General features: G+C 58.2%; 15 protein-coding genes and 1 tRNA gene. 9 read left to right on the top strand and 7 right to left on the bottom strand.

The genetic code is table 11. The features are described 5' to 3' along the window. Window positions 1-208: 208 nt before the first annotated feature. The gene (lapB, locus tag CAGGBEG34_RS04285) at window positions 209-1,363 is read right to left on the bottom strand and encodes a lipopolysaccharide assembly protein LapB (RefSeq protein ID WP_006682601.1); all 1,155 of its coding nucleotides are present in this window, start codon (window positions 1,361-1,363) and stop codon (window positions 209-211) included. Window positions 1,364-1,565: 202 nt separating this feature from the next. Continuing rightward, entirely contained in the window at window positions 1,566-1,859 is a 294-nt protein-coding gene (locus CAGGBEG34_RS04280) for a lipopolysaccharide assembly protein LapA domain-containing protein (RefSeq protein WP_006682600.1), read from the bottom strand. Window positions 1,860-2,031: 172 nt separating this feature from the next. On the opposite strand from CAGGBEG34_RS04280, the gene fdxA reads away from it, so the two are divergent. From fdxA to recG, 4 genes are all read left to right on the top strand, one after another. After that, on the top strand, window positions 2,032-2,355 hold the full coding sequence (gene fdxA / locus CAGGBEG34_RS04275) for a ferredoxin FdxA (protein WP_006682599.1): 324 nt from the start codon (window positions 2,032-2,034) through the stop codon (window positions 2,353-2,355). Window positions 2,356-2,412: 57 nt separating this feature from the next. Beyond that, a tRNA-Thr gene (locus tag CAGGBEG34_RS04270) sits at window positions 2,413-2,485 on the top strand. A gap of 276 nt (window positions 2,486-2,761) precedes the next feature. Next, complete coding sequence (locus tag CAGGBEG34_RS11665; protein ID WP_238984972.1) at window positions 2,762-2,899, top strand: hypothetical protein; 138 nt, start codon at window positions 2,762-2,764, stop codon at window positions 2,897-2,899. Beyond that, complete coding sequence (recG, locus tag CAGGBEG34_RS04265; RefSeq protein ID WP_006682598.1) at window positions 2,859-5,006, top strand: ATP-dependent DNA helicase RecG; 2,148 nt, start codon at window positions 2,859-2,861, stop codon at window positions 5,004-5,006. Before CAGGBEG34_RS11665 ends, recG begins: the two co-directional genes overlap by 41 nt. Here the strand turns inward: recG and hrcA are convergent. From hrcA to hemE, 3 genes are all read right to left on the bottom strand, one after another. Beyond that, complete coding sequence (hrcA, locus tag CAGGBEG34_RS04260) at window positions 5,003-6,028, bottom strand: heat-inducible transcriptional repressor HrcA (RefSeq protein ID WP_006682597.1); 1,026 nt, start codon at window positions 6,026-6,028, stop codon at window positions 5,003-5,005. The two genes, recG and hrcA, sit on opposite strands and share 4 nt — an antisense overlap. A 199-nt stretch (window positions 6,029-6,227) precedes the next feature. Continuing rightward, window positions 6,228-8,297, bottom strand: coding sequence for a primosomal protein N' (locus tag CAGGBEG34_RS04255; protein ID WP_006682596.1), 2,070 nt, complete (start codon window positions 8,295-8,297; stop codon window positions 6,228-6,230). Window positions 8,298-8,509: 212 nt separating this feature from the next. Continuing rightward, complete coding sequence (gene hemE / locus CAGGBEG34_RS04250) at window positions 8,510-9,664, bottom strand: uroporphyrinogen decarboxylase (protein ID WP_006682595.1); 1,155 nt, start codon at window positions 9,662-9,664, stop codon at window positions 8,510-8,512. A gap of 358 nt (window positions 9,665-10,022) precedes the next feature. On the opposite strand from hemE, the gene CAGGBEG34_RS04245 reads away from it, so the two are divergent. From CAGGBEG34_RS04245 to CAGGBEG34_RS04235, 3 genes are read left to right on the top strand one after another with little or no spacing between them, the layout of a single operon-like run. Beyond that, on the top strand, window positions 10,023-13,658 hold the full coding sequence (locus CAGGBEG34_RS04245; protein WP_158641793.1) for a CshA/CshB family fibrillar adhesin-related protein: 3,636 nt from the start codon (window positions 10,023-10,025) through the stop codon (window positions 13,656-13,658). Beyond that, window positions 13,648-16,929 (top strand): Ig-like domain-containing protein, encoded by a 3,282-nt coding sequence (locus tag CAGGBEG34_RS04240; protein WP_006682593.1) that lies wholly within the window; start codon window positions 13,648-13,650, stop codon window positions 16,927-16,929. The genes CAGGBEG34_RS04245 and CAGGBEG34_RS04240 overlap by 11 nt, the downstream gene beginning before the upstream one ends. A gap of 43 nt (window positions 16,930-16,972) precedes the next feature. Continuing rightward, window positions 16,973-18,001 carry an OmpA family protein gene (locus CAGGBEG34_RS04235; RefSeq protein WP_081463738.1) on the top strand — a complete coding sequence of 343 codons (1,029 nt, stop codon included), beginning with the start codon at window positions 16,973-16,975 and terminating at the stop codon, window positions 17,999-18,001. Window positions 18,002-18,258: 257 nt separating this feature from the next. Here CAGGBEG34_RS04235 and CAGGBEG34_RS04230 read toward each other — a convergent pair whose 3' ends face one another. After that, window positions 18,259-18,663, bottom strand: a complete 405-nt coding sequence (locus tag CAGGBEG34_RS04230) for a hypothetical protein (RefSeq protein ID WP_238984971.1) — start codon at window positions 18,661-18,663, stop codon at window positions 18,259-18,261. Window positions 18,664-18,946: 283 nt separating this feature from the next. Then, entirely contained in the window at window positions 18,947-19,090 is a 144-nt protein-coding gene (locus CAGGBEG34_RS11660; RefSeq protein ID WP_238984970.1) for a hypothetical protein, read from the bottom strand. On the opposite strand from CAGGBEG34_RS11660, the gene CAGGBEG34_RS11655 reads away from it, so the two are divergent. Then, window positions 19,084-19,287: an IS110 family transposase gene (locus CAGGBEG34_RS11655; RefSeq protein ID WP_238984969.1), complete on the top strand. Its 204-nt coding sequence runs from the start codon at window positions 19,084-19,086 to the stop codon at window positions 19,285-19,287. The two genes, CAGGBEG34_RS11660 and CAGGBEG34_RS11655, sit on opposite strands and share 7 nt — an antisense overlap. 123 nt (window positions 19,288-19,410) lie before the next feature. Next, entirely contained in the window at window positions 19,411-19,914 is a 504-nt protein-coding gene (locus CAGGBEG34_RS11650) for a transposase (RefSeq protein ID WP_238984968.1), read from the top strand. The last annotated feature ends 91 nt before the right edge of the window (window positions 19,915-20,005 follow it).

Genomic DNA, 20,005 nt, shown 5'->3' with positions numbered 1-20,005 from the left:
AGAAAAAAGAAGATTTTGGATGATGAATGACAAGTGTAAATCGGGCGTATGGGAGAGCTTGCTCAAGCATCTACATCAAGATGCAGATAGGAGAAGCATTGATCAATAGTATAGCGATTCGCGCTCATCCACATGCCGCAGGCGCTTCGAAGTACAGAGCAAAGATGCGGTCTTCAATGACGCGCAATCGGGGCTTAGGGAAGGCTTGTTAAGCGCAATGCGGCAAATACGTTTCCCATCCATTGCATCCAGGACATTGCCAATAAAAAAGCCGCGCCCGGAAACCGCATTCGCAGCAGGTGTAACGCGGCACATTTTTGAGATGCGCGGCGAGCATCGCGTGCATCGCGTCCAGTTCGCTGCGCATCGGCGCGTCTGCAATCGTACGTTGCACGTTGAGCAGATGCGCCATGCTCACGAGCGTTGGCGATTTTTGCATCTGCGCGCGCGCAAGCGTATGGATGATATCGGCGCCGCATTGTTCAGCGATGAAGGGAAACGCAACATCGATAAGCTCGTCAGACGCGCAACGGTCTATGTAGCTGATCAATAGTCGCGCTGCTTGCGCGCCGCGTCCGAGTTTCTGATGCGCATGTATCAAACGCTGCGCGATCAGCGGTAAACAGGCGGGATTCTGCTGTTCAATGCGCGTCCAAATGTTGATCGCCGCGGATGGCTCGCCATCGGCAAATGCTGCATCGCCCAATAACAGCGTGGCGCGAACATTCGCCAGGTTGGCCGCGAGCGCATGCTTAAGGGCCGCGCGCGCCTCCGGGACGCGCTGATGCTGCAATGCTTCCTCAGCCTGTTCGCAGTAAAAATGCGCAATGTCCTTATGGTAGTCCGCTGCGTTGTGCCGGCTGAGTTGCCGGGCCAGATCAATGGCGCGCGGCCAGTCTTTCTCAATGGTATAAATTGTCAGCAGACTGCGTTGCGCATCCGCCGCATAAGTGCCAGACTCCAGACGCGTCAGCGCTTCTTCGGCACGATCCAGAAACCCTGCCTTCAGGAAATCCTGTCCCAATTCATAAAGCGCGTGATCCCGCTCGGCCAGAGGCAGGTCAGCGCGGCTGAGCAGATTTTGATGAACGCGGATCGCGCGCCCGGTCTCGCCACGGCGGCGGAACAGGTTACCAAGCGCGAAATGAAGTTCGGTGGTTTCAGGGTCGAGTTTGGCGACTTCAATAAAAGCATCGATGGCTTGATCGTGCTGCTCACGTAGCAGAAAATTCAGGCCGCGAAAATAGGAGCGCGGCAGAGCTGAATTTTCTGCGAGCAAATGCTTCAGATCGAGGCGCGCTGAAATCCAGCCAAGCCCGAATATCGCCGGAATCGCGAGCAGCCACCAGAAATCAAGCTCCATAGACAGGCAGGCGTTGTGAACGGTATGGAAATATTGATTTAGAGTATTTTTCAGCGAGATTGCACTTTCGCAAGCACGAAGACAGAATAGGGCTTGATGCGGGCGGAGCAGGCTCCATCGCGAAACGATGGAGGCAACCCCGCAGCGAGCCCAAATAACGGAAAGCAGAGAAGCGACATCGGGAACATCAGTGAAAAATGCTCTAGATAAAGGGCGGAGGCGGAGGCAGCTCATCTTTATCGCGCGCTTGCTGAGCTACTGCGAGTTCGCGTTTAAGGCGCGCGATCTCAAATCGTCGCCGTATACTCGTGGGCAACGTCAACAACAACCCGGCCAGCAATCCGGCCGCGAAAAATGCAAATCCAATCAGGATGAGTGGCGCCTCCCACGCCATGCCTGCAGTGAAATTGAGCGTTGCATCCTGCGTATTGGCAACGGCCAGAATTAAAAAGAGGGCAAAGAGGACAATGCGAATCAGCCAAATGAGAATACGCATGCAATCAACACTCCATAAAAGAAGCAGATATGGTAGCACTTGTGCACCATTGAATTGTAAGTGACGGAAGGCGCTACGGGTGGAACGTCAATGCCAAGATACAATCATGCTTTCGGAATAGAAAGCGGACGCCATACCGACCGCCAAGCCTTGCCAGCATTCAGGAGCGCGAATGACGCACGTTGTGACACAGCGTTGTATTAAATGCCGTTATACCGATTGCGTGGATGTATGTCCGGTGGACTGTTTCCGCGAGGGGCCAAATTTCCTCGCAATTGATCCGGATGAGTGCATCGACTGTGCAGTCTGTGTCGCTGAATGTCCGGTCAACGCTATTTATGCGGAGGAAGACGTGCCAGGCAACCAGCGGCACTTTATTAAACTTAATCTTGAACTATCGAAACGCTGGCCCAGCATCACAAAAAGCAAAGGCCCACTGCCTGATGCGGATGAATGGAAAGACGTTGAAGACAAGCTGGATTTGCTGGAGCGCTAATGGATGAAGACGCGCTCTGATTGAACAGAAACAGACCGTCGTATAATTTGAGTCTTTGCCGGAATAGCTCAGTCGGTAGAGCAGCGCATTCGTAATGCGAAGGTCGGGGGTTCAAATCCTCTTTCCGGCTCCCCACATGTAAAGGCAAAGGCCTTCATCTGACATTCCGATCAACTCATAATCGCATGTTTGCGATCATATCGCTCAAACATTGAATGTTGATTCCAATGGAAAGGACGACATATAACCGCCTGATCTATTCAGACTGGCGGCGACTGATATCGTTCGGGTAGCGATGCCTGCTCATCTCTTCATTCTGCTCGTCAAAAGGTCGTGAACAGGCGCTTACCGGCAGCCGATCAGGAAATTTAAAAATAACTCCGCTTATCGGGGCTTCATGGAAGAGATGGGACGCCCGCTTTATACTTTTAAAGGTGATGGCGGGTATATCGGCATTGGCATGTCAATGGCAGCCAGCGAAGCGCATCAGGCAGCGGAAAATAATGAACCGAACGGACCAGTTCACCTGTCCAGTATCGCATGATGGGCGCGCGCCCGCTGTTCAGAATTCACGGTCATTTCCCATCCGCAACAAAACCGCGCCATCGGCGGCCAGACTCGCAAAGCTTGGGTTGGCGCGCGCGTTTGATTTTGTTCTGCATTTGCCGCTCCGTTATGAAGACGAGACCGCGCTCACGCCCATCCGCGCTGCGCAGCCGGGGATTGCTGCACAGATCGAAGGTATTGTTTCGGCGAGTGAAATCACGCTGAAACCGCGCCGTCAATGGTGTTTAACGCTCGTCGACCGGCGCGGCGATACGGCGCAACTGCGGTTTTTTCATTTCTACAGCGCTCAGGTCAAACAGTTCGAGGCGGGCGTGCGTCTGCGCGCGCTCGGCGAAATCCGCAAGGCTTTCTCCGGGCCGGAGATGGTTCATCCGACGATGCGCATCATCACGGAAAATACCCCATTGCCGAACACGCTGACGCCTGTGTATCCAGCCAGTCAGGGCGTGGGTCAGGCATGGCTGCGCCGCGCGATTGACCAGGCGCTGGCCGATACGCCTCTGCCGGAAATTCTGCCCGAGACCCTGCAAGCCGAAATCATTGTCCCGCTGCGCCTGCCATCACTGGCAGACGCGGTGGCATTCCTGCATCGTCCGGACGCAAACGCGGATACCGGGGCATTGGCTGAGCGCACCCATCCCGCGTGGCTGCGCATCAAATTTGAGGAGCTGCTGGCGCAGCAGTTGTCGCTGAAACGCGCGCATCTCGCGCGCCGTCAAATCCGCGCGCCGCGCATGCCGCGCGCGACGCACGCAGATACGCTGTCCAGCCGCATTGAGCGCGCCTTGCCGTTTGCGCTGACGCGCGCGCAGCAGCGCGTCCGGGATGAAATCAGCGCCGATCTGGCCGCGCCGTATCCGATGCAGCGGCTGTTACAGGGCGATGTCGGCAGCGGCAAAACGGTGATTGCCGCGCTTGCCGCCGCGCAGGCGATTGAGGCGGGCTATCAGGTCGCGTTGATGGCGCCGACCGAACTGCTCGCTGAACAGCATTTACGCCAGTTACGCGGCTGGTTTGAACCCTGCGGCGCGCCGCCCGTCTGGCTGGCGGGCCGTCTGAAAGACAGTGAAAAGCGCGCCGCGCTGCGCGCCATCGCAACCGGCGCTGCGCGATTCGTGATTGGCACGCATGCGATGATTCAAAGCGCGGTCGAATTTATGCAGCTTGGGCTAGCCATTATCGATGAACAGCATCGCTTTGGCGTTGAACAGCGGCTCGCGCTTCGCGCCAAGGCGCAACGCGGTGGCAAAGTCTCCAATGAGCAGCCGCATCAATTGATGATGAGCGCTACGCCCATTCCGCGCTCGCTTGCGATGAGTTATTACGCCGACCTGGATATTTCCGCGCTCGACGAATTGCCGCCCGGACGCACGCTAGTGCTGACCCGTCTGATTTCGCACGCGCGGCGCGATGAGGTCATTGCACGGATTCGCGCGGCAGCGCGCGCCCGCCGCCAGATCTACTGGGTCTGCCCATTGATCGAGGAAAGCGAAGCCCTGCAGTTACAAACCGCGCTCGACACCTTCGCAGCGCTCTGCGCCGCCTTGCCCAAATTGCGCATTGGCCTGATCCACGGCCGGCTCAAACCGGCTGAAAAAACCATCGTGATGGAACAGTTCATGCGCAATGAAATTCAGCTGTTGGTGGCGACGACGGTGATCGAGGTCGGCGTGGATGTTCCCAATGCTTCATTGATGATCATCGAACATGCAGAGCGTTTCGGTCTGGCACAGTTGCACCAGCTGCGCGGACGGGTCGGGCGCGGTCATCAAACCTCGGTGTGCCTGCTGCTCTACGCGCCGCCGCTATCGCGCGCCGCGTATGCGCGGCTGCGCACGATGCGCGAAATTCAGGATGGATTTGAAATTGCGCAGCGCGACCTTGAAATCCGCGGCCCCGGCGAATTTCTGGGCGCGCGGCAATCCGGCGCTGCGATGTTGCGTTTTGCGGACATCCGGCGCGATGCCTGTCTGATTCAACCGGCGCGCCGCGCTGCGGAGCGTCTGCTGCACGCCTGGCCAGAGCAGGCTGAGCAGCAGTTGGACCGTTGGCTGGGGCGGCGGGCGCATTATCTGAAAGTCTAAAGTTCATTCTGGCTTAAGGCTTTCGACAACAACTTCGCCGTAATATCGACAATCTGAATCACGCGCTGGTACGCCATCCGCGTTGGGCCGATCACGCCTAAGGCGCCGACAACTTGGCCGCCCGCCTGATACGGGGAGATTACCGCACTCATCTGTTCCAGCGGAATCCGCTCCGATTCGCCGCCGATAAAAATCTGCACCCCTTGCGCATGGCTGGAGACATCGAGCAGTCGGAGCAGACTGGTTTTCTGGTCAAATACATCGAACAGTTGGCGCAGACGGTTCATATCAGAGGAAAGATCGGCAATTTCGAGCAGATGGCGCTTGCCGGAGACGAGCACCGCTTCTCTGCCGTTGGACTCGTCCGTGCCCGCCGCAATCGCCGCCTGCATCAGTTGTGTCATATCGTCGCGCAGCGCGTCCAGTTCTTCGCGCAAACGCTGGCGCGCGGCGTCAAAGCTCAGGCCCGCATAGTGTGCGTTAATGTAGTTCGACGCTTCAGTCAGTTGCGCGGGCGAATAGGCTTTCTGGGTCGCCATGATCCGGTTTTGCACATCGCCCTCCGGCGTGACGATGACCAGCAGAATGCGCTTCTCGGACAGGCGCATAAATTCGATCTGATGAAATACATGGCTGCGGCGCGGCGTCAATACGATGCCGACGAACTGCGATAAATCCGAAAGCGCGCCCGCGGCGGCGCTGGTCAGCTTCACGGGTTCATCGGGTTGCAATTGGGCGCGCACATGCAATTCAATCTGCGCATCCTCCGGCAGCGGCTGCGCCGTCAACATCGTATCGACGAACAGCCGGTATGCGCGCGGCGTCGGCACCCGGCCCGCGGATGCGTGCGGGCTTGATACAAAACCGGCGTCTTCGAGGTCCGCCATGACATTGCGAATCGTCGCCGGGCTCAGTTCAAGTTCGGAGTCTTTCGATAGGGTGCGCGAACCGACCGGCTGACCTTCGGCAATATAGCGTTCAATCAGCGTTTTAAGCAGATGGCGGGCGCGGGCGTCGAGCATAAAAAGGAAAAAGCAAGCAGTTTTAAGAAACTGCTTAGCGCATTTTTCAGTGAGATTGCACAAGGAGTTGAGCGCGAAGACAGTATAGGGCTTGATGCGGGCGGAGCAGGCTCCGTCGCGAAGCGATGGAGGCGACCCCGCAGCGAGCCCGAATACACGGAACGGCGAAGCGACGCCGTGCAAGCCGCTGAAAAATGCGCTAAATATCCAGAGGATCAACCTCAATCATCCAGCGCACTATACCCCTGACTTTCAACGCGCGCAGATCGGGCCGCCATGCGCTCAGCGTTCGTTGCAGCGCGGCGCGCGAAGCGGACTCAAGCAGAAACTGCGCCCGATGGAGGCGCCTGATTTTCACAATATTCATGGGTACAGGATCATAGCGCGTCACTGCGACGGCTTCGGGCTGTCGGTCAAGCGCGGCGGCTGCGCGGCTGAGAAAATCAAGCGCCGCTTCCAGGGTGTGCGCCTCGGCGCGCAGCAATGCCTGATAGATAAAAGGCGGCAGGCGCGCCTGGCGGCGCTCCGCCAGTGCCGCCGCCGCAAAGCCAGCGTAATCGTGACGCCTCAGCGCCTGATACAGCGGATGATGCGGGTAGCGCGTCTGAATCAGCACTTCCCCGCAGCCGGCGCGTCCCGCACGCCCTCCGGCCTGCATCAGTTGGGCAAAAAGCCGCTCGCCGGCGCGAAAATCATGAGAAAACAGGGCGGCGTCGCTATTCAGGATGCCGACGAGCGTTACGCGCTGGAAATCGTGCCCTTTCGCGATCATTTGCGTGCCGATCAGAATATCCACATCGCCCGCGTGCATCCTGTCAAAGAGCATTTGCGCGCACCCTTTACGGCGTGCGCTATCGGCGTCCAAACGCGCAATCCGCGCGCCGGGGAAGGCCGGCAGGAGGCTTTCTTCAATGCGCTGCGTGCCGCGTCCAAGCGGGGCTAGATCGATATTGCCGCACACCGGACAGGCGCGCGGAACAGATGTTTGAAGGCCGCAATGATGGCAGCGCAGCGCCCGCTCCGCTTTGTGCAATACGGCATAGACGCTGCACCGCGCGCATCCGGCGAGCCATCCGCACGCATCGCACGCCAACACCGGCGCATAGCCGCGCCGGTTCAAAAAAATCAGACTTTGCTCCTTGCGTTCCAGGCGCGCGCGCAGCGCCTCAAGCAGCGGCGCCGAAATGTCTGGCAAGGCGTTCTGTGCGCTGCGCTGCCGGGCGTCTCCCGTATGGATTAAATGCACCGCCGGGAGCGCGGCCTCAAAATGCGCGCGGCGCGGCAGGCTCAGCCGGGCATAACGGCCCTGTTCGGCATGGCGCCATGTTTCCAGCGCGGGCGTTGCGGAGCCGAGCACCACGGGAATGTCCAGTTGCCTGGCGCGCCAGACGGCCAGATCGCGCGCTGAATAGCGCAATCCTTCCTGCTGTTTGTAGGCGGCATCGTGTTCTTCGTCGACAATGATCAACGCCAGGCGCGGCAGCGATGCCAGCACCGCTAACCGCGTGCCAATCACAATGCGCGCATGCCCGCAATGCGCGGCGAGCCAGCGCCGCGCCCGTGCCCCCTCGCTCAAACCGCTATGCAATGTGATGATCGCCGCGTCTGACGCACTTTGAATACGGGCGCGGAGGATGGCCTCAATCTGTGGCGTGAGATTGATTTCAGGTACAAGCACCAATGCCTGTGCATCCGGAGTGCGGGCGAATAAAGCGGTGAGCAGGCGCAGATAGACCTCGGTTTTGCCGCTGCCGGTCACGCCATGCAACAGAAAAGGCGCAAACCCGCGTGCCGTATTGAGTTGCTGCAGCGCCTGCGCCTGTCCGGAAGTGAGCGCGGGCGCGGCGATGTGGATTTCTGATCCTGACACTGCGGCGCTTGCCGGTTGCGCCTGCTGCGCATTGTGCAGATGCGCGCTCAAACGCGGCCAGCGACGCGTATCGCGCAGCGCGCCCGGAAGGGCGGGCAGGGCGATCTCACCCAGTCCGCGCTGGTAATAGTCAGCGGCGAACTGCAATAACGCGCGCCATTTCGCCGACAAAGGAGGGCATACATGCCAAATGGCTTCAACCTCGCGCAGGCGGGCCAAAGGCAGCGCGCTTTGTGACACAATGCCCCAAATCAGGCCGGTCTCCATGCGCCGGCCAAATGGCACATGCGCCAGTTGACCGGCCTGCGGTTTGTGCGCAGTTGCATAACGGTACTCAAACAGGGTTGGGGTAGGCTGATCCAGCGCAACGCGGACAATCCATTCTTCATGCCTGTCCATAGGAGTTAAAGTGAAACATTGAATATTTTTCTAACGTGCAGATTTATCAACACTTTTCTGGACTTTCCACATATTCTGTGGATAACTCTGTTGAAAACCCGCGCTGGAATCTCCCGGAAGGCCAAGATACAGGCCGCCGCCTGGCTTTGCCCAGATTCTAGGCAGATTCATCATTTGTATAAAAATCAATGGGTTACATCATCTATGCGCTTTTAGCCAGGCGCTTCTGAGGGCTGCACCTGATTTGTAAGGCCGGTCCTGGAAAATGTGCATAAGTCTGGCTTTTTGGATGCCTTTTGATGTAAAGCGCGGCTGTAGGCGTGCACCTCCTCAACCATTGCAGCGACATGGCGCGGCGGGGTGCACGGCAGAATGCCATGTCCCAGATTGAAAATATGGCCTGGATATGGGCCATAGGCATCCAGCGCCGCGCGCACCTCGGCGCGAATGATATCGGGCGGCGCCAATAAAACCGCCGGGTCGAGATTGCCTTGCAATGCCACCCGTTTGCCGGCGCGTTGCCGGGCGGAAGCAAGGTCGACCGTCCAGTCGAGGCCAAGCGCATCGGCGCCGCTCGCCGCGAGCGCTTCAAGCCAGAGGCCGCCGCCTTTGGTAAACACAATCACCGGAATCTGTTCAGCGGCGCGGGATTGACGCAACTGCGCAATCACGCGCGCAATGGAGGCCAGCGAGAAGTGTTGAAATGCGCGATGCGCCAGCGCGCCGCCCCAGGTATCGAAAATCATCAGTGCGTTCACGCCGGCGCCAATCTGTGCGTTCAGGTAGTCCACGACAGCGCGCGTATTGATGTCGAGAATCCGCTGTATTAAATCCGGGCGCGCGTAGAGCATCGACTTAATCCGGCGAAAGTCATCGCAAGGTCCGCCTTCGACCATATAGCACGCCAATGTCCACGGGCTGCCAGAAAAGCCGATCAACGGCACGCGCTGGATGCCATTGGCATTCCTCAGCGCATACCGTATTTGGCGGATTGCATCGGTCACATAACGCAACGCCAGATCAATGGAGGGCGCCTGAAGGCGCGCGATATCCGCTTCCTCGCGTACTGGATGCGCAAGGCGCGGGCCGCGGCCGGCTTCAAACGCGAGGCCCAGACCCATTGCATCCGGTATGGTCAGAATATCGGAAAAAAGAATCGCGGCATCGAGCGGAAAACGCGCCAGCGGCTGAAGCGTGACCTCGGTTGCATCATCCGGATTTTGCGCCAATGCCAGAAAACTGCCGGCGCGCGCGCGTGTCTTGTTGTATTCGGGAAGATATCGGCCCGCCTGACGCATGATCCAGACGGGGGTGTAATCGGTCGGCTCGCGCGCAAGCGCGCGTAGAAAGGTATCGTTGGCCAGCATTGATCAAAGGCAAGGGATTGGAAGAGGATATATAAAAAATGTATGAGCCAAGACTTGATCTGACAGTACTACACTTAGGAAAGGACTGCATAAAGCGTGGGCTGTATGCTTGAGAGGATTCCTCTATTGCAGAGATATCCGATGATGCCCATAAATCCAGGCCCGAACCTGTCGCGTAAGCGCACACGCAAACAAGTCTTGGCAGGGTAAAAGCAACATAAGTCCAGTCTATATCTCAGGTATTTGATCTATTTCCATCGAAAGATCGATTGTTTAAAGTGTGCTTCAGTTTTTATTTCTGTTTTGATTAAAAATCTAAAGAATATCCATACAAGAAATGGTTTTATTGATGAATACGATGAATACGATCAAAAGCGCACGCGCCCATGCACGGGGCATCGCGCAAGCGCTGCTGCTTGGCGCGCTCCTTCTTCTGTATAGCGGAAGCGGATGGACTCAGGCGGCAAGTTGCTATTTGGCCGACCCGGCGCAAAACCAGAACGCTCAATATCAAGGCAAATATTTAGATTCGCTGTGCTTCTTTGATATGACCGGCTATGACGATCAGCAGGCCAGCTCCGCAGCAGGGCAGCAATTCAGCTTCGAGCTAGAGACTGGAGGCAATTTATCGTTTACGTTGAAAAGGGAGGGCCGCCCATTACGGGCGGCGACAGTGCCAACTTTTGGAGGGGCACCGCTGGGCAATATGGGCTATAAAGGCATCGGTGGCAAGCCTGTTCTATACACTGTCGAACACAAGACGACATCGACTTTGAAATTCAGCGACATTCGGGTGACTGACCGCTTGAACAACCCCGTGCCGAATTTCCATTTCGTGGCGATCGATGGAGAGTCCACTGGCCCTATAGAAAGTATTACGGTGAAGACCAATGGGGGAGTCTGGCAGGTACTTGAGTTCATTCCCGATCAAAGCAATAGGCCTGATTGTATTGTTCTTTCTAAGCCAGAAGGAGAAAAAAGCCTCAAATGGAATTCTGGGTGTGTTGGTATTGGTATGGCAGCGCCTGTAGTCACAACCTCTACCCCGTCAGAGGTAGAAGCGGTTTTGGTCGGCGGCGGTATAGAGGGCATCGCATTTGCGCTGGGAATGACTGGCGTAGAAGTGAAGAAAACCGTTCTCGATCCGAATAACACAGGGGTGGGACGGATCGCACCGTCTGACCAGTTTACGCTGAGCATTACCAACGCGAATGGTAATCAGTTCGATAAGCGGGGTAGCGCGACAACGACCGGCGCTGAATTAGGCGAACAAAAAGATGCACAGGGCAATGTGCTGCAAGCGAAGGCGATCTCTCATGCGGATACGGTGGTGGTGTCGGAGCAGATGGCGCCGGGGAGCAGAACGCCGCTGGAGGGGTATGCGCCGAGTACCTTGACGTGCACGTCGTCCACGGATGAGAACAATCAACCCATCCATACCGGGCTCCCGACGAATGCGCCGGTGACATCGGCGACGCTGCGCTTTGATCCAACTAAATTTGGCGAGATCTTCTGCACGTTTACGAACACGATGCCGAAGTTGGCGGCGCAGATTGAGGTAACGAAGACGGCGGACAAGGACAAGGTCAATATTGGCGAGACGTTGAACTGGACGATGTCGGCCAGGAATATCGGCAATATCCCGAATAAGGGCGAAATCCGTCTGAGCGATACGCTGCCGTCGAATGTGCAGGTGAAGGCAGTGACCCCGGATGACGGAGTGAACTGCCCGCCGGTGGACCAATGGACGCCAGGCAGCCAACCCGTGTGCACGATTGCGGCGGGTCGTCTGGGGGTGAATGCCGAGTTGAAAATCATTATTTCAGCGCAGGTCACGGCAGCTGGCCAAGCGACCAATGTGGTGACACCGGCGGGAGAAGATGGGCCGAAATGCCCGGATAACAACGGCTGCACAACAACCACGCAGGTCACGGCGCCGAAGGTGACGGTGCATAAGGCGGTGGATCGGCCTCAGGTCCATGTGGGCGAGACGATCCGCTGGACGCTAACGGTCAAGAATGAGGGAGATGGGCCGACGACGGGGGCAGTCACCTTAACCGATACCTTGCCGGAGCATCTGACCGATATTGTGGTCGAGCCGAGCGCGCCGGCGACCTGCGCAGCGGTGCAGGGACGTGAGCTGAAGTGCGCGGTGCCCGCGGGCTTCGCGGCGGGGAGCGAGGCGAAAGTAGAAATCCGCGGCACCGCGACGCAGGCCGGGCAGTATGTGAACGCGGTAGTGCCTGAGGGACCGGATAAACCGGAATGTCCGCAGGGGCAATGTGAGACGACGACACAGGTGGCGCGTTCGGACATCCAGCTCTTCAAAACCGCGCAACAAAAACAAGTGAATATCGGCGAGCCGATCCGCTGGACGATTACCGTGAAGAACAGCGGCGACGGCGCGACCGTCCACGCCTACCCGTTAACCGATACCTTGCCGGAGCATTTGAGCGATGTGGAGGTGAAGCCAGCGGCGCCGACCACATGCGCGCCGCTTCAAGGCCGCACGCTCACGTGTTCCGTGCCGGCGGGCTTTGCGGCGGGGGCCGAAACCACGATTGAGGTCAGCGCGAAACCAACCCAGGCGGGGAAGTACAAGAACGCGGTGATCGGGGGCGAGCCGACGAATCCGCCGGTCACCGTCGAGATCGACGTGACCGGTCCGAAGGTGCAGGTGCGTAAAACGGCGCACCCGGCGCAAATGCAAATTGGAGAGTCGGTAGTCTGGACGCTGAGCACGAAGAATGAAGGCAACGGCGCGACGACGCAGGCCATCACGCTCACCGATACCTTACCGGAACATCTCTCGGAGATTGAGGTCAAACCAATCGCACCGACGACGTGTGCGCCGCTCCAAGGCCGCACCTTGGTATGCACAGTGCCGGCGGGTCTGGCGGCGGGCGGTGAAGCGAAAATCGAGATTGCTGCCCGCGCGCAACAGGCGGGCACATTGAAAAACCTCGTCGTGCCCGGTGGCCCGGGCGGCCCGAGTGATCCAATCGGGCCCGGCGGCAACGCCTCCTGTGCGCCTAATGAATGCGAGACAACAACCGAGGTGCAGGCGCCGAAGCTGCTCGCGATCAAAACAGCGAACAAAAGCGTGGCCGAGATTGGCGATGCGGTGCAGTACACCATTGAAGTGAAGAACTTGGGTCATGGCGCGGTCGAGGGCGTTCGGGTCGTCGATCAATTGCCGGCGGGTTTTCGGTATATCGAGGGCAGCGCGCTAATGAACCACACGCCAATGACGGAGCCGGAGGGTAAACCGGGTCCACAACTGAGGTTCCAGCTGCCACCTATTCCTGCGCAAGCGGCGGTGCGCTACAGCTATCGCGTGCGGATTGGGGTCGGCGCGCAACAGGGAGATGGCACTAACCGCGCGCAGGCGCGACCGCCCTATGGCGAACCTTCAAATGAGACAAGCGCACAGGTGAAGGTACGCGGCGGCGTGTTTACTGAGGAAGCGTGCGTGGTCGGTAAAGTATTTGTCGACTGTAACCACAACCATATTCAGGATGCGGAAGAACTGGGTATCCCGGGCGTGCGCCTGTATCTGGAAGACGGCGCCTATTTCATCACCGACGCGGAGGGCAAATACAGTTACTGCGGCTTAAGCGCAAAGAGCCATGTGATTAAGATCGATCCAATCACGCTGCCGCGCGGCAGCCGGTTGACGACCACGTCTAACCGCAATCTGGGCGATGCGAACAGTCTGTTCCTCGATGTGAAGAAGGGCGAGTTGATTCGCGCGGATTTTGCGGAAGGGTCGTGTTCAAACCGGGTGCTGGAGCAGGTCAAGGCGCGGCGAGCGCAAGGCGAAGTGCGCAGCGTGGAAAACGAAGCGACTGGCGAAGCGGCCGGGCCAGGGCTGAAATTTGAAGGCAAGGCGCCAGATACTCCGCGCCAGGGCACGGACCGTGCGAATCAACCGATGGTGAAACCGCGCCAGGACGCGCCGCGCGAATCCTCAGGAGGCTCTGATGCAAATTAAACCGGTGGTATTCGCGCTGGCGGCCGCGTATCCCGCTTTCGGCGCAGCGCAATCACGGATAGGCTGGCCTCTGCTGGATCCATATGCGCCGAATCCGGCGGTATTGAAGCGTCAAATTGGCGAGGCGGATTATGCGGCGAACGCCGCCGTGGGGAAAGTGGTGGTCGACACAGATCGCAACGAGGTACCTGCAGACGGCCAATCGCCGGTGCAGGTGACGGTCAAACTGTTCGATAAAAATGGCGCGCCGCTGACTCAACCGGCCTTCGTTACGGTGGAGACGGACGGCGGCCGGATTCTGGTCAATGGCGCGCCGACCGATGAATTAGGGCCGGAAAAGCGCGATTTGGATCGGGTCACGCCCGGTACGCAAATCCAGGTCGATCAAGGTACAGCAACCTTCCGCCTGCTCGCGCCGATGAACCCGCAGGACGTGCGAGTGCGGGTCAGCGCTGGCGCAGCGGTGGCCGAAGGGGTCATCCGCTTTGTACCGGAATTGCGCGAAATGATCGCGGCGGGTTTGATTGAAGGGGTGATCAGCCTGCGGCGGCTCAATGCGGCGGCGCTCGCGCCGGCGCGCTCAAACGATGGGTTCGAGCAGGAATTGAAGCGCTGGAGCCGGCAGTTTAATCATGGCAAAGCGAATGCCGCGGCGCGCACGGCCTTTTTCTTAAAAGGGAAAATTTTAGGCCAGACGCTGCTCACCGCCGCCTTTGATTCAGACAAAGAAACGCGCTCACGGTTGATGCGCGATATTGACCCTGAGCAGTTTTATCCCGTCTACGGCGATAGCTCGGTCAGCGGCTTTGACGCTCGCTCAAGCGACCGTCTATATGTGCGGATTGACCATAAGAAGAGCTATTTGCTGTATGGAGACTTCGCGACCGGCGACGGCTTTAGCCAGAGAACGGGCGGCGGGGCGGTGGCGAATGTGCGGCAACGGATGTTCGGCCAATACAACCGCAGCGCAACCGGAGTGCGCGGGCATTATGAGCGGGGGCCGGCGCTCGGCAATGTCTTTGCGAGCTATGACAATCTAAAGCAAGTGATTGAGGAATATCCGGCCAACGGCACCTCAGGGCCGTTCGCTGTGAAGAACAATACCGCGATTGTGAACTCTGAAAAAGTCGAGTTGCTGGTGCGGGATCGTAATCAGCTCGGCGTGGTCAAGCGCGTTACTCGGCTGACCCGGTTTGAAGACTATAGCTTTGAACCGTTTTCAGGGCGGATTCTGTTTACGCGGCCGATTGCGAGCGTTACAGAGGAAGGCGATCCGCAATCGATTCGGGTGACGTATGAAGTGGAGCAAGGCGGGGAAAAATTCTGGACGATAGGCGCGGACGGTCAGCTCACCTTGGGGCCGGTGACCCTCGGCGGCTCGGCGGTGGAAGATAAAAATCCGCTGTCGCCGTACAAACTCTATAGCGCGAATACCGTGATTGCGCTGGGCCAAAAAACGGCCTTAGTGGCCGAAGTGGCGCGCACCACGTCAACCACCTATACCGCGGATGGCAAGGTATATACCACGCCGTCCGGCCAAAGCGGGGAAGTGTCCGAAAAAGCCAGCGGTAACGCCGCGCGCGTCGAGTTAGTGCATCAAGGGGATGTGACGCGCTTAAATGCGTTTTGGCGCCGCACAGACACAGGATTTAACAATACCGCAGCGGATTTAAGTGGCGGACGCGGTGAAGCGGGCGTCAAAGGCAGCGTTCAAGTCGCCGATGGCGTCCGGCTGTTTGGAGAAGCGCTCCGCACCGAAGATCGGACCACGGCTGCGCGCCGTGATGCGGCGCGCGCAGGCGTGGCGTTTCAGCTCGGAGAGCGGCTTACCACGGATGTATCGCTGCAGCGGGTGCGGGAGACAGCGGGAATGCCCTCGACGGCGGGGATTGCGCCGAATACCGCCCCGCTGAATATGAATCAAAGCCCGACCGGCGGTTTCTTTGGGAACGGCATCCCCAATACCTCAATCGATCCAGTCACCGGCGCAACAATCAACACCTTTGCGCCGTTAAATTCAACCGCGGGCGTCGCGAATGTGAAAGCGCTGAACGCAACAACGGTGCGGGTCGGCGCGCAATACAAAGTGAGCGATCAGTTCACGCTCTCAGGCGATGTGGAAAAAGGCATTCACAACGAAACTCAGCACCGCTATGGGGTCGGGGCCTCGTATCAGGTCGCCGAGCGCACGCGTTTATATACGCGGTACGAAAGGCAAAGTGGTTTGGCGTCGATTTATTCGCTCAATCCAGCGGATCGCAGCGCGAGTTGGATCGCGGGAATTGAAAACACCTATATGCCGGGCGGCGCGCTCTTCAGCGAATACCGGCTGCGCGATGCGCTCTCGGGCCAGACGGCGAACGTGCGGGATATGGCGCAGGCCTCAGGGGTGCGTAACACCTGGAATATCGCGGAAGGCATAAGCGCAACGACCAGCGCAGAATATCTGCATGTGTTTAACGGGCCGCAGCAAAAGGCGCTCGCGCTGTCGGGCGGCTTGGATTATGCGGCCAATCCGCTGTGGAGAGGATCGACGAAGCTGGAATTCCGGCGATTATTTGACAATCCGGCATTGTTGGGCAATCAAGGGCAGAATCAATGGCTCAGCACGGTTGCGGTTGCGCGTAAGCTGGATCGGGACTGGACGCTGCTCGCGCGCAATTACGTGCTCTACACGCAGAATCAGGACAACGCGCAGGCGCAGCCGTTGGGAAACACGATGCAGAACCGGGCGCAGATCGGCGTCGCATGGCGGCCGGTGGACAACAACCGGGTGAATGCGCTGGCGATGTATGAATACAAACTTGAGCGCGATGATGCGCAGGCGGAGCGGGCGAATATTCGGACGGATGCGCACATCCTATCGACGCACATGGATTATCACCCCAGCCGACCGTGGTGGATGACGCTTCGGCTAGCGGGCAAACGCCAGACGGATCGGCTGCGCACGGGTCAACAGGACAGCTATTACGCCTGGCTGACGGGTGGCCGAATCGTGTATGACATCACCGAGAACTGGGATGTCGGCATGCTGGGGATGTATCAGCGGGACAAGAACCGCCAAGGACAATGGGCGCAGGGGGTCGAAGTGGGCCGGCTACTCGGTCAGAACCTGTGGGTTTCCGCGGGCTATAACTGGGCCGGCTTTCATTCGGATCTGAACGAGGCGGACTATACCGCGCGCGGCCCGTATCTGCGTCTGCGCTTTAAATTTGACGAACATCTGTTCAGTGGCCGCAATCCGCAGATCAACCGTACATTGCCAAGATAAACGGTGTTGAATTATCCCCTCTCAATTGACGCTCACACACACCATGACTATGAATACCAAACCCATTCTTCGTATCTGCACTTATACGGCTCTGTGCGCCGCTTTGCTTGGCGCGAGCATCGCCCATCGCGTGTCCGCGCAGACGGCCGCCCTCAATGCACCGAAGGCGCGCATCACCGATGCGGCGATCTCAGTCGATCAGAAGACGTATCAGGCGGTGCAGCAGCGGATTAAGGCGCTCAATGACCGTGGGATTCAGGTCTCGGATTATTTCTTGTCCAAGGCGCAGTGCTGGCTCGATGTGTCGTTTCATGAATATACGCGCAATGACCGCTCGGCGTTTCCACAAGCGGCGCTCAGCGAATCAGAGAAAATCGTGCGCGCGCTGGAGACAAATACGACGCCCAATCCAGGCGAGCAGACGCCGCTGGTCAATAACGCGGCGAAACTACGCGACGATTTATGGATGCGCTTAAATGCACTAAAGCGTCATGCTGGCTCTGCGTGCGCGGCGCAAAAAACCGCGTGCGCGGAAGTCGAATTGGTGCACGCGGGCAATGAATACAAGCAGCAAGGCTGGCGGCATGCGAATCCGTATATCCAGATTGCAGAGGATTGGACCAGCGCCGCGCAGGCGGCGGCCGAGGCATGTCCGCCGCCGCCCGCGCCTGCCCCCGCTCCGAAGCCCGCGCTGCCGGCGAAGCGCGTGTTGGGCGCCGATGCTTTATTTGCGTTTGACCGAGCCGATTTATCGACCTCACCGAGCGAGCGCCGGGAAAAACTCGACCAACTGGCGCAGGACGTGCAACAGGTCGATACGGTGAAGCAACTGACGATTACCGGCTATACCGACCGGCTCGGTAGCGCGGCGTATAACCTAAGGCTCTCCGAGCGGCGCGCGCAAGCGGTGAAGCATTATCTGGCGGCTCGCGGCGTGCGCGCGCTGATGGCCGCGCGCGGCTTTGGTAAACAAAACCCGCTCGTCGAATGCGCACAGAAGAACCGGGCGGAATTGATCGCCTGCCTGCAACCGAACCGGCGGGTCGAGATCGAAATTGTGCAGGACGACTAGCGCATTTTTCAGCGGCTTGCACTATGTCGCTTCGCGCTCGCGAAAGTCGCAATCTCACTGAAAAATGCGCTCAGTGGATGCGCCATGCGTTTACCCGCCGCGCGCTTGGCGCGCGCGTCGTCCGCTGAAAAATCCCGCCCGCGCCGATCATCGGAATCTCATGTGTTGAAATGCACCGAAAAGTGAGCCAGGAATGGAGCGAATCCCTGAGACTGGACAACACAGACTATAAATATAGATTTGAGTATGTCGGCCAATTATGCTGACTGCTGGGCTTGATCATAAAAAGTGCTCCGTGGGAGTTGGATCATTTGCCCCCGTCGAATGGAAAGACCCAGGGGCGCTGACGATAGAGCGGTTTTCGCTGCTGGTTTCGAGTCGCAATCGGGGGGGTTAAGTAGGCCGACCTCCATCGTGAGTTGTCCGACTGTGCGCTCCAACGCCGCGATTTTGGCTTCATATTCTGAAATCGTGATAGCCGCCGCTTCTTCAGCATTCAGTTCGCCGCGATCATACTGGCTCAGCCACAACTGAATCCGGTTGGCTGAAATTGGGTAAGTACGCTTGGCTTCACGCCGTCCAATCTTACCGTCCCGAATATCCGCGCACAGTGGCAACTTGAACTGCGGACTGTGCCGACGATACAGACTTCTTGTTGACATCGTGCTGTGCCTCCTAAACCGTCTACGGGGCTACGCCCCGCCCCCTATGGGTAGAAACACGGGAGGAGTCGTCTAGTTGCGCGCATGGACTTGAGGCCGCCGGTCTTTTGGAGGCATTTGACCCCGTTCCTTAACATGGCCTAGGGGAAGCTGCGGACCAAGCTGTGGTGGCGCTTATGTGACCCCGTTTAGGAAAGTGACGTAATCCGAATCCCCGTCCTGCGTATTTCTATCCTTTCATGATTCGCCGCAGGAGGTCTTTATGTCCAAAACCAAACGCAAGTCATCCGGATGACCGATGATTAATGAACGGGCGGCTGCCATCGACATCGGCGCACGTGTTCACGTAGCCGCTGTTGATCCGGAACGATGCGCCGAGCCGGTGCAGACTTTTCAAGCTTTTACCGGTGACTTCAGCGCATGGCACGGTGGCTCCAGGAAATGGGCGTTAAAACAGTGGCTATGGAGTCGACCGGCGTTTATTGGGTACCCGTCTACGAGATACTGGAAGATCACGGCATGGAGGTCGTGCTGGCCAACGCGCGCCAAGCCCGTGCCGTACCAGGCCGCAAGAGTGATGTCAGTGATGCACAGTGGCTGCAACGTCTGCCTGCCTGTGGGTGACTTCACGCCAGTTTTCGCCCAGGCAGGCAGATCGCGGCATTGCGAGCCTCTCTGCGTTTGCGGGAATGTCACCTGGAATACGCTGCTTCTCATATTCAGCCTATGCAAAAAGCATTGACGTTTATGAATCTGCAACTGCATCCCGTTGTCAGCGACATGACGGGAGCGACCGGGATGCGGATGATTCGCGCCATTGTAGGCAGAGAGCGGAACCCGCAAGTGCTGGCCAGGATGCGGGACGACCGCTGTAAAGCGAGTGAACACACCGTTCAATCCGCCCGGGTTGGCAATGATCAGCCGGAACATGTGTGTGCTCTCAAGCAGGCATTGGAACTCTATGAGTTCTATCAAGCTCGCATCCAGGAATGCGATGCGCAAATTGAGCAGGCGCTGGCCTCCATCACCGCTGAAAAGCCGGAGCCTATGAGCCCTTTGCCCGCACTCCGTCATCGTAGCCGATCTGCTCATCCGGTGAATTTTGAGGTCCGCCCCCTTCTTTACCCGCTCACCGGTACCCATCTCACTCAAATTCATGGCATCGGCCCCCATCTGGCGCTACGTCTGGTCTCGGAATGCGGGACCGATCTGAGCCGATGGCCCAGCGCCAAACATTTTGCTTCCTGGTGATGTCTCTCGCCTGGCTGCAAAATCAGCGGCGGAAAGGTTTTATCGGCCAAAACCAGAAAAACGATCAATCGCGTTACCGCCCATCTGAGAC

This window comes from Candidatus Glomeribacter gigasporarum BEG34, assembly GCF_000227585.1.
Taxonomy (GTDB): Bacteria; Pseudomonadota; Gammaproteobacteria; order Burkholderiales; family Burkholderiaceae; genus Glomeribacter; species Glomeribacter gigasporarum_B.
The sequence above is the reverse complement of the archived record's forward strand: the minus strand, read 5'-3'. Positions and strand labels throughout refer to the sequence as shown.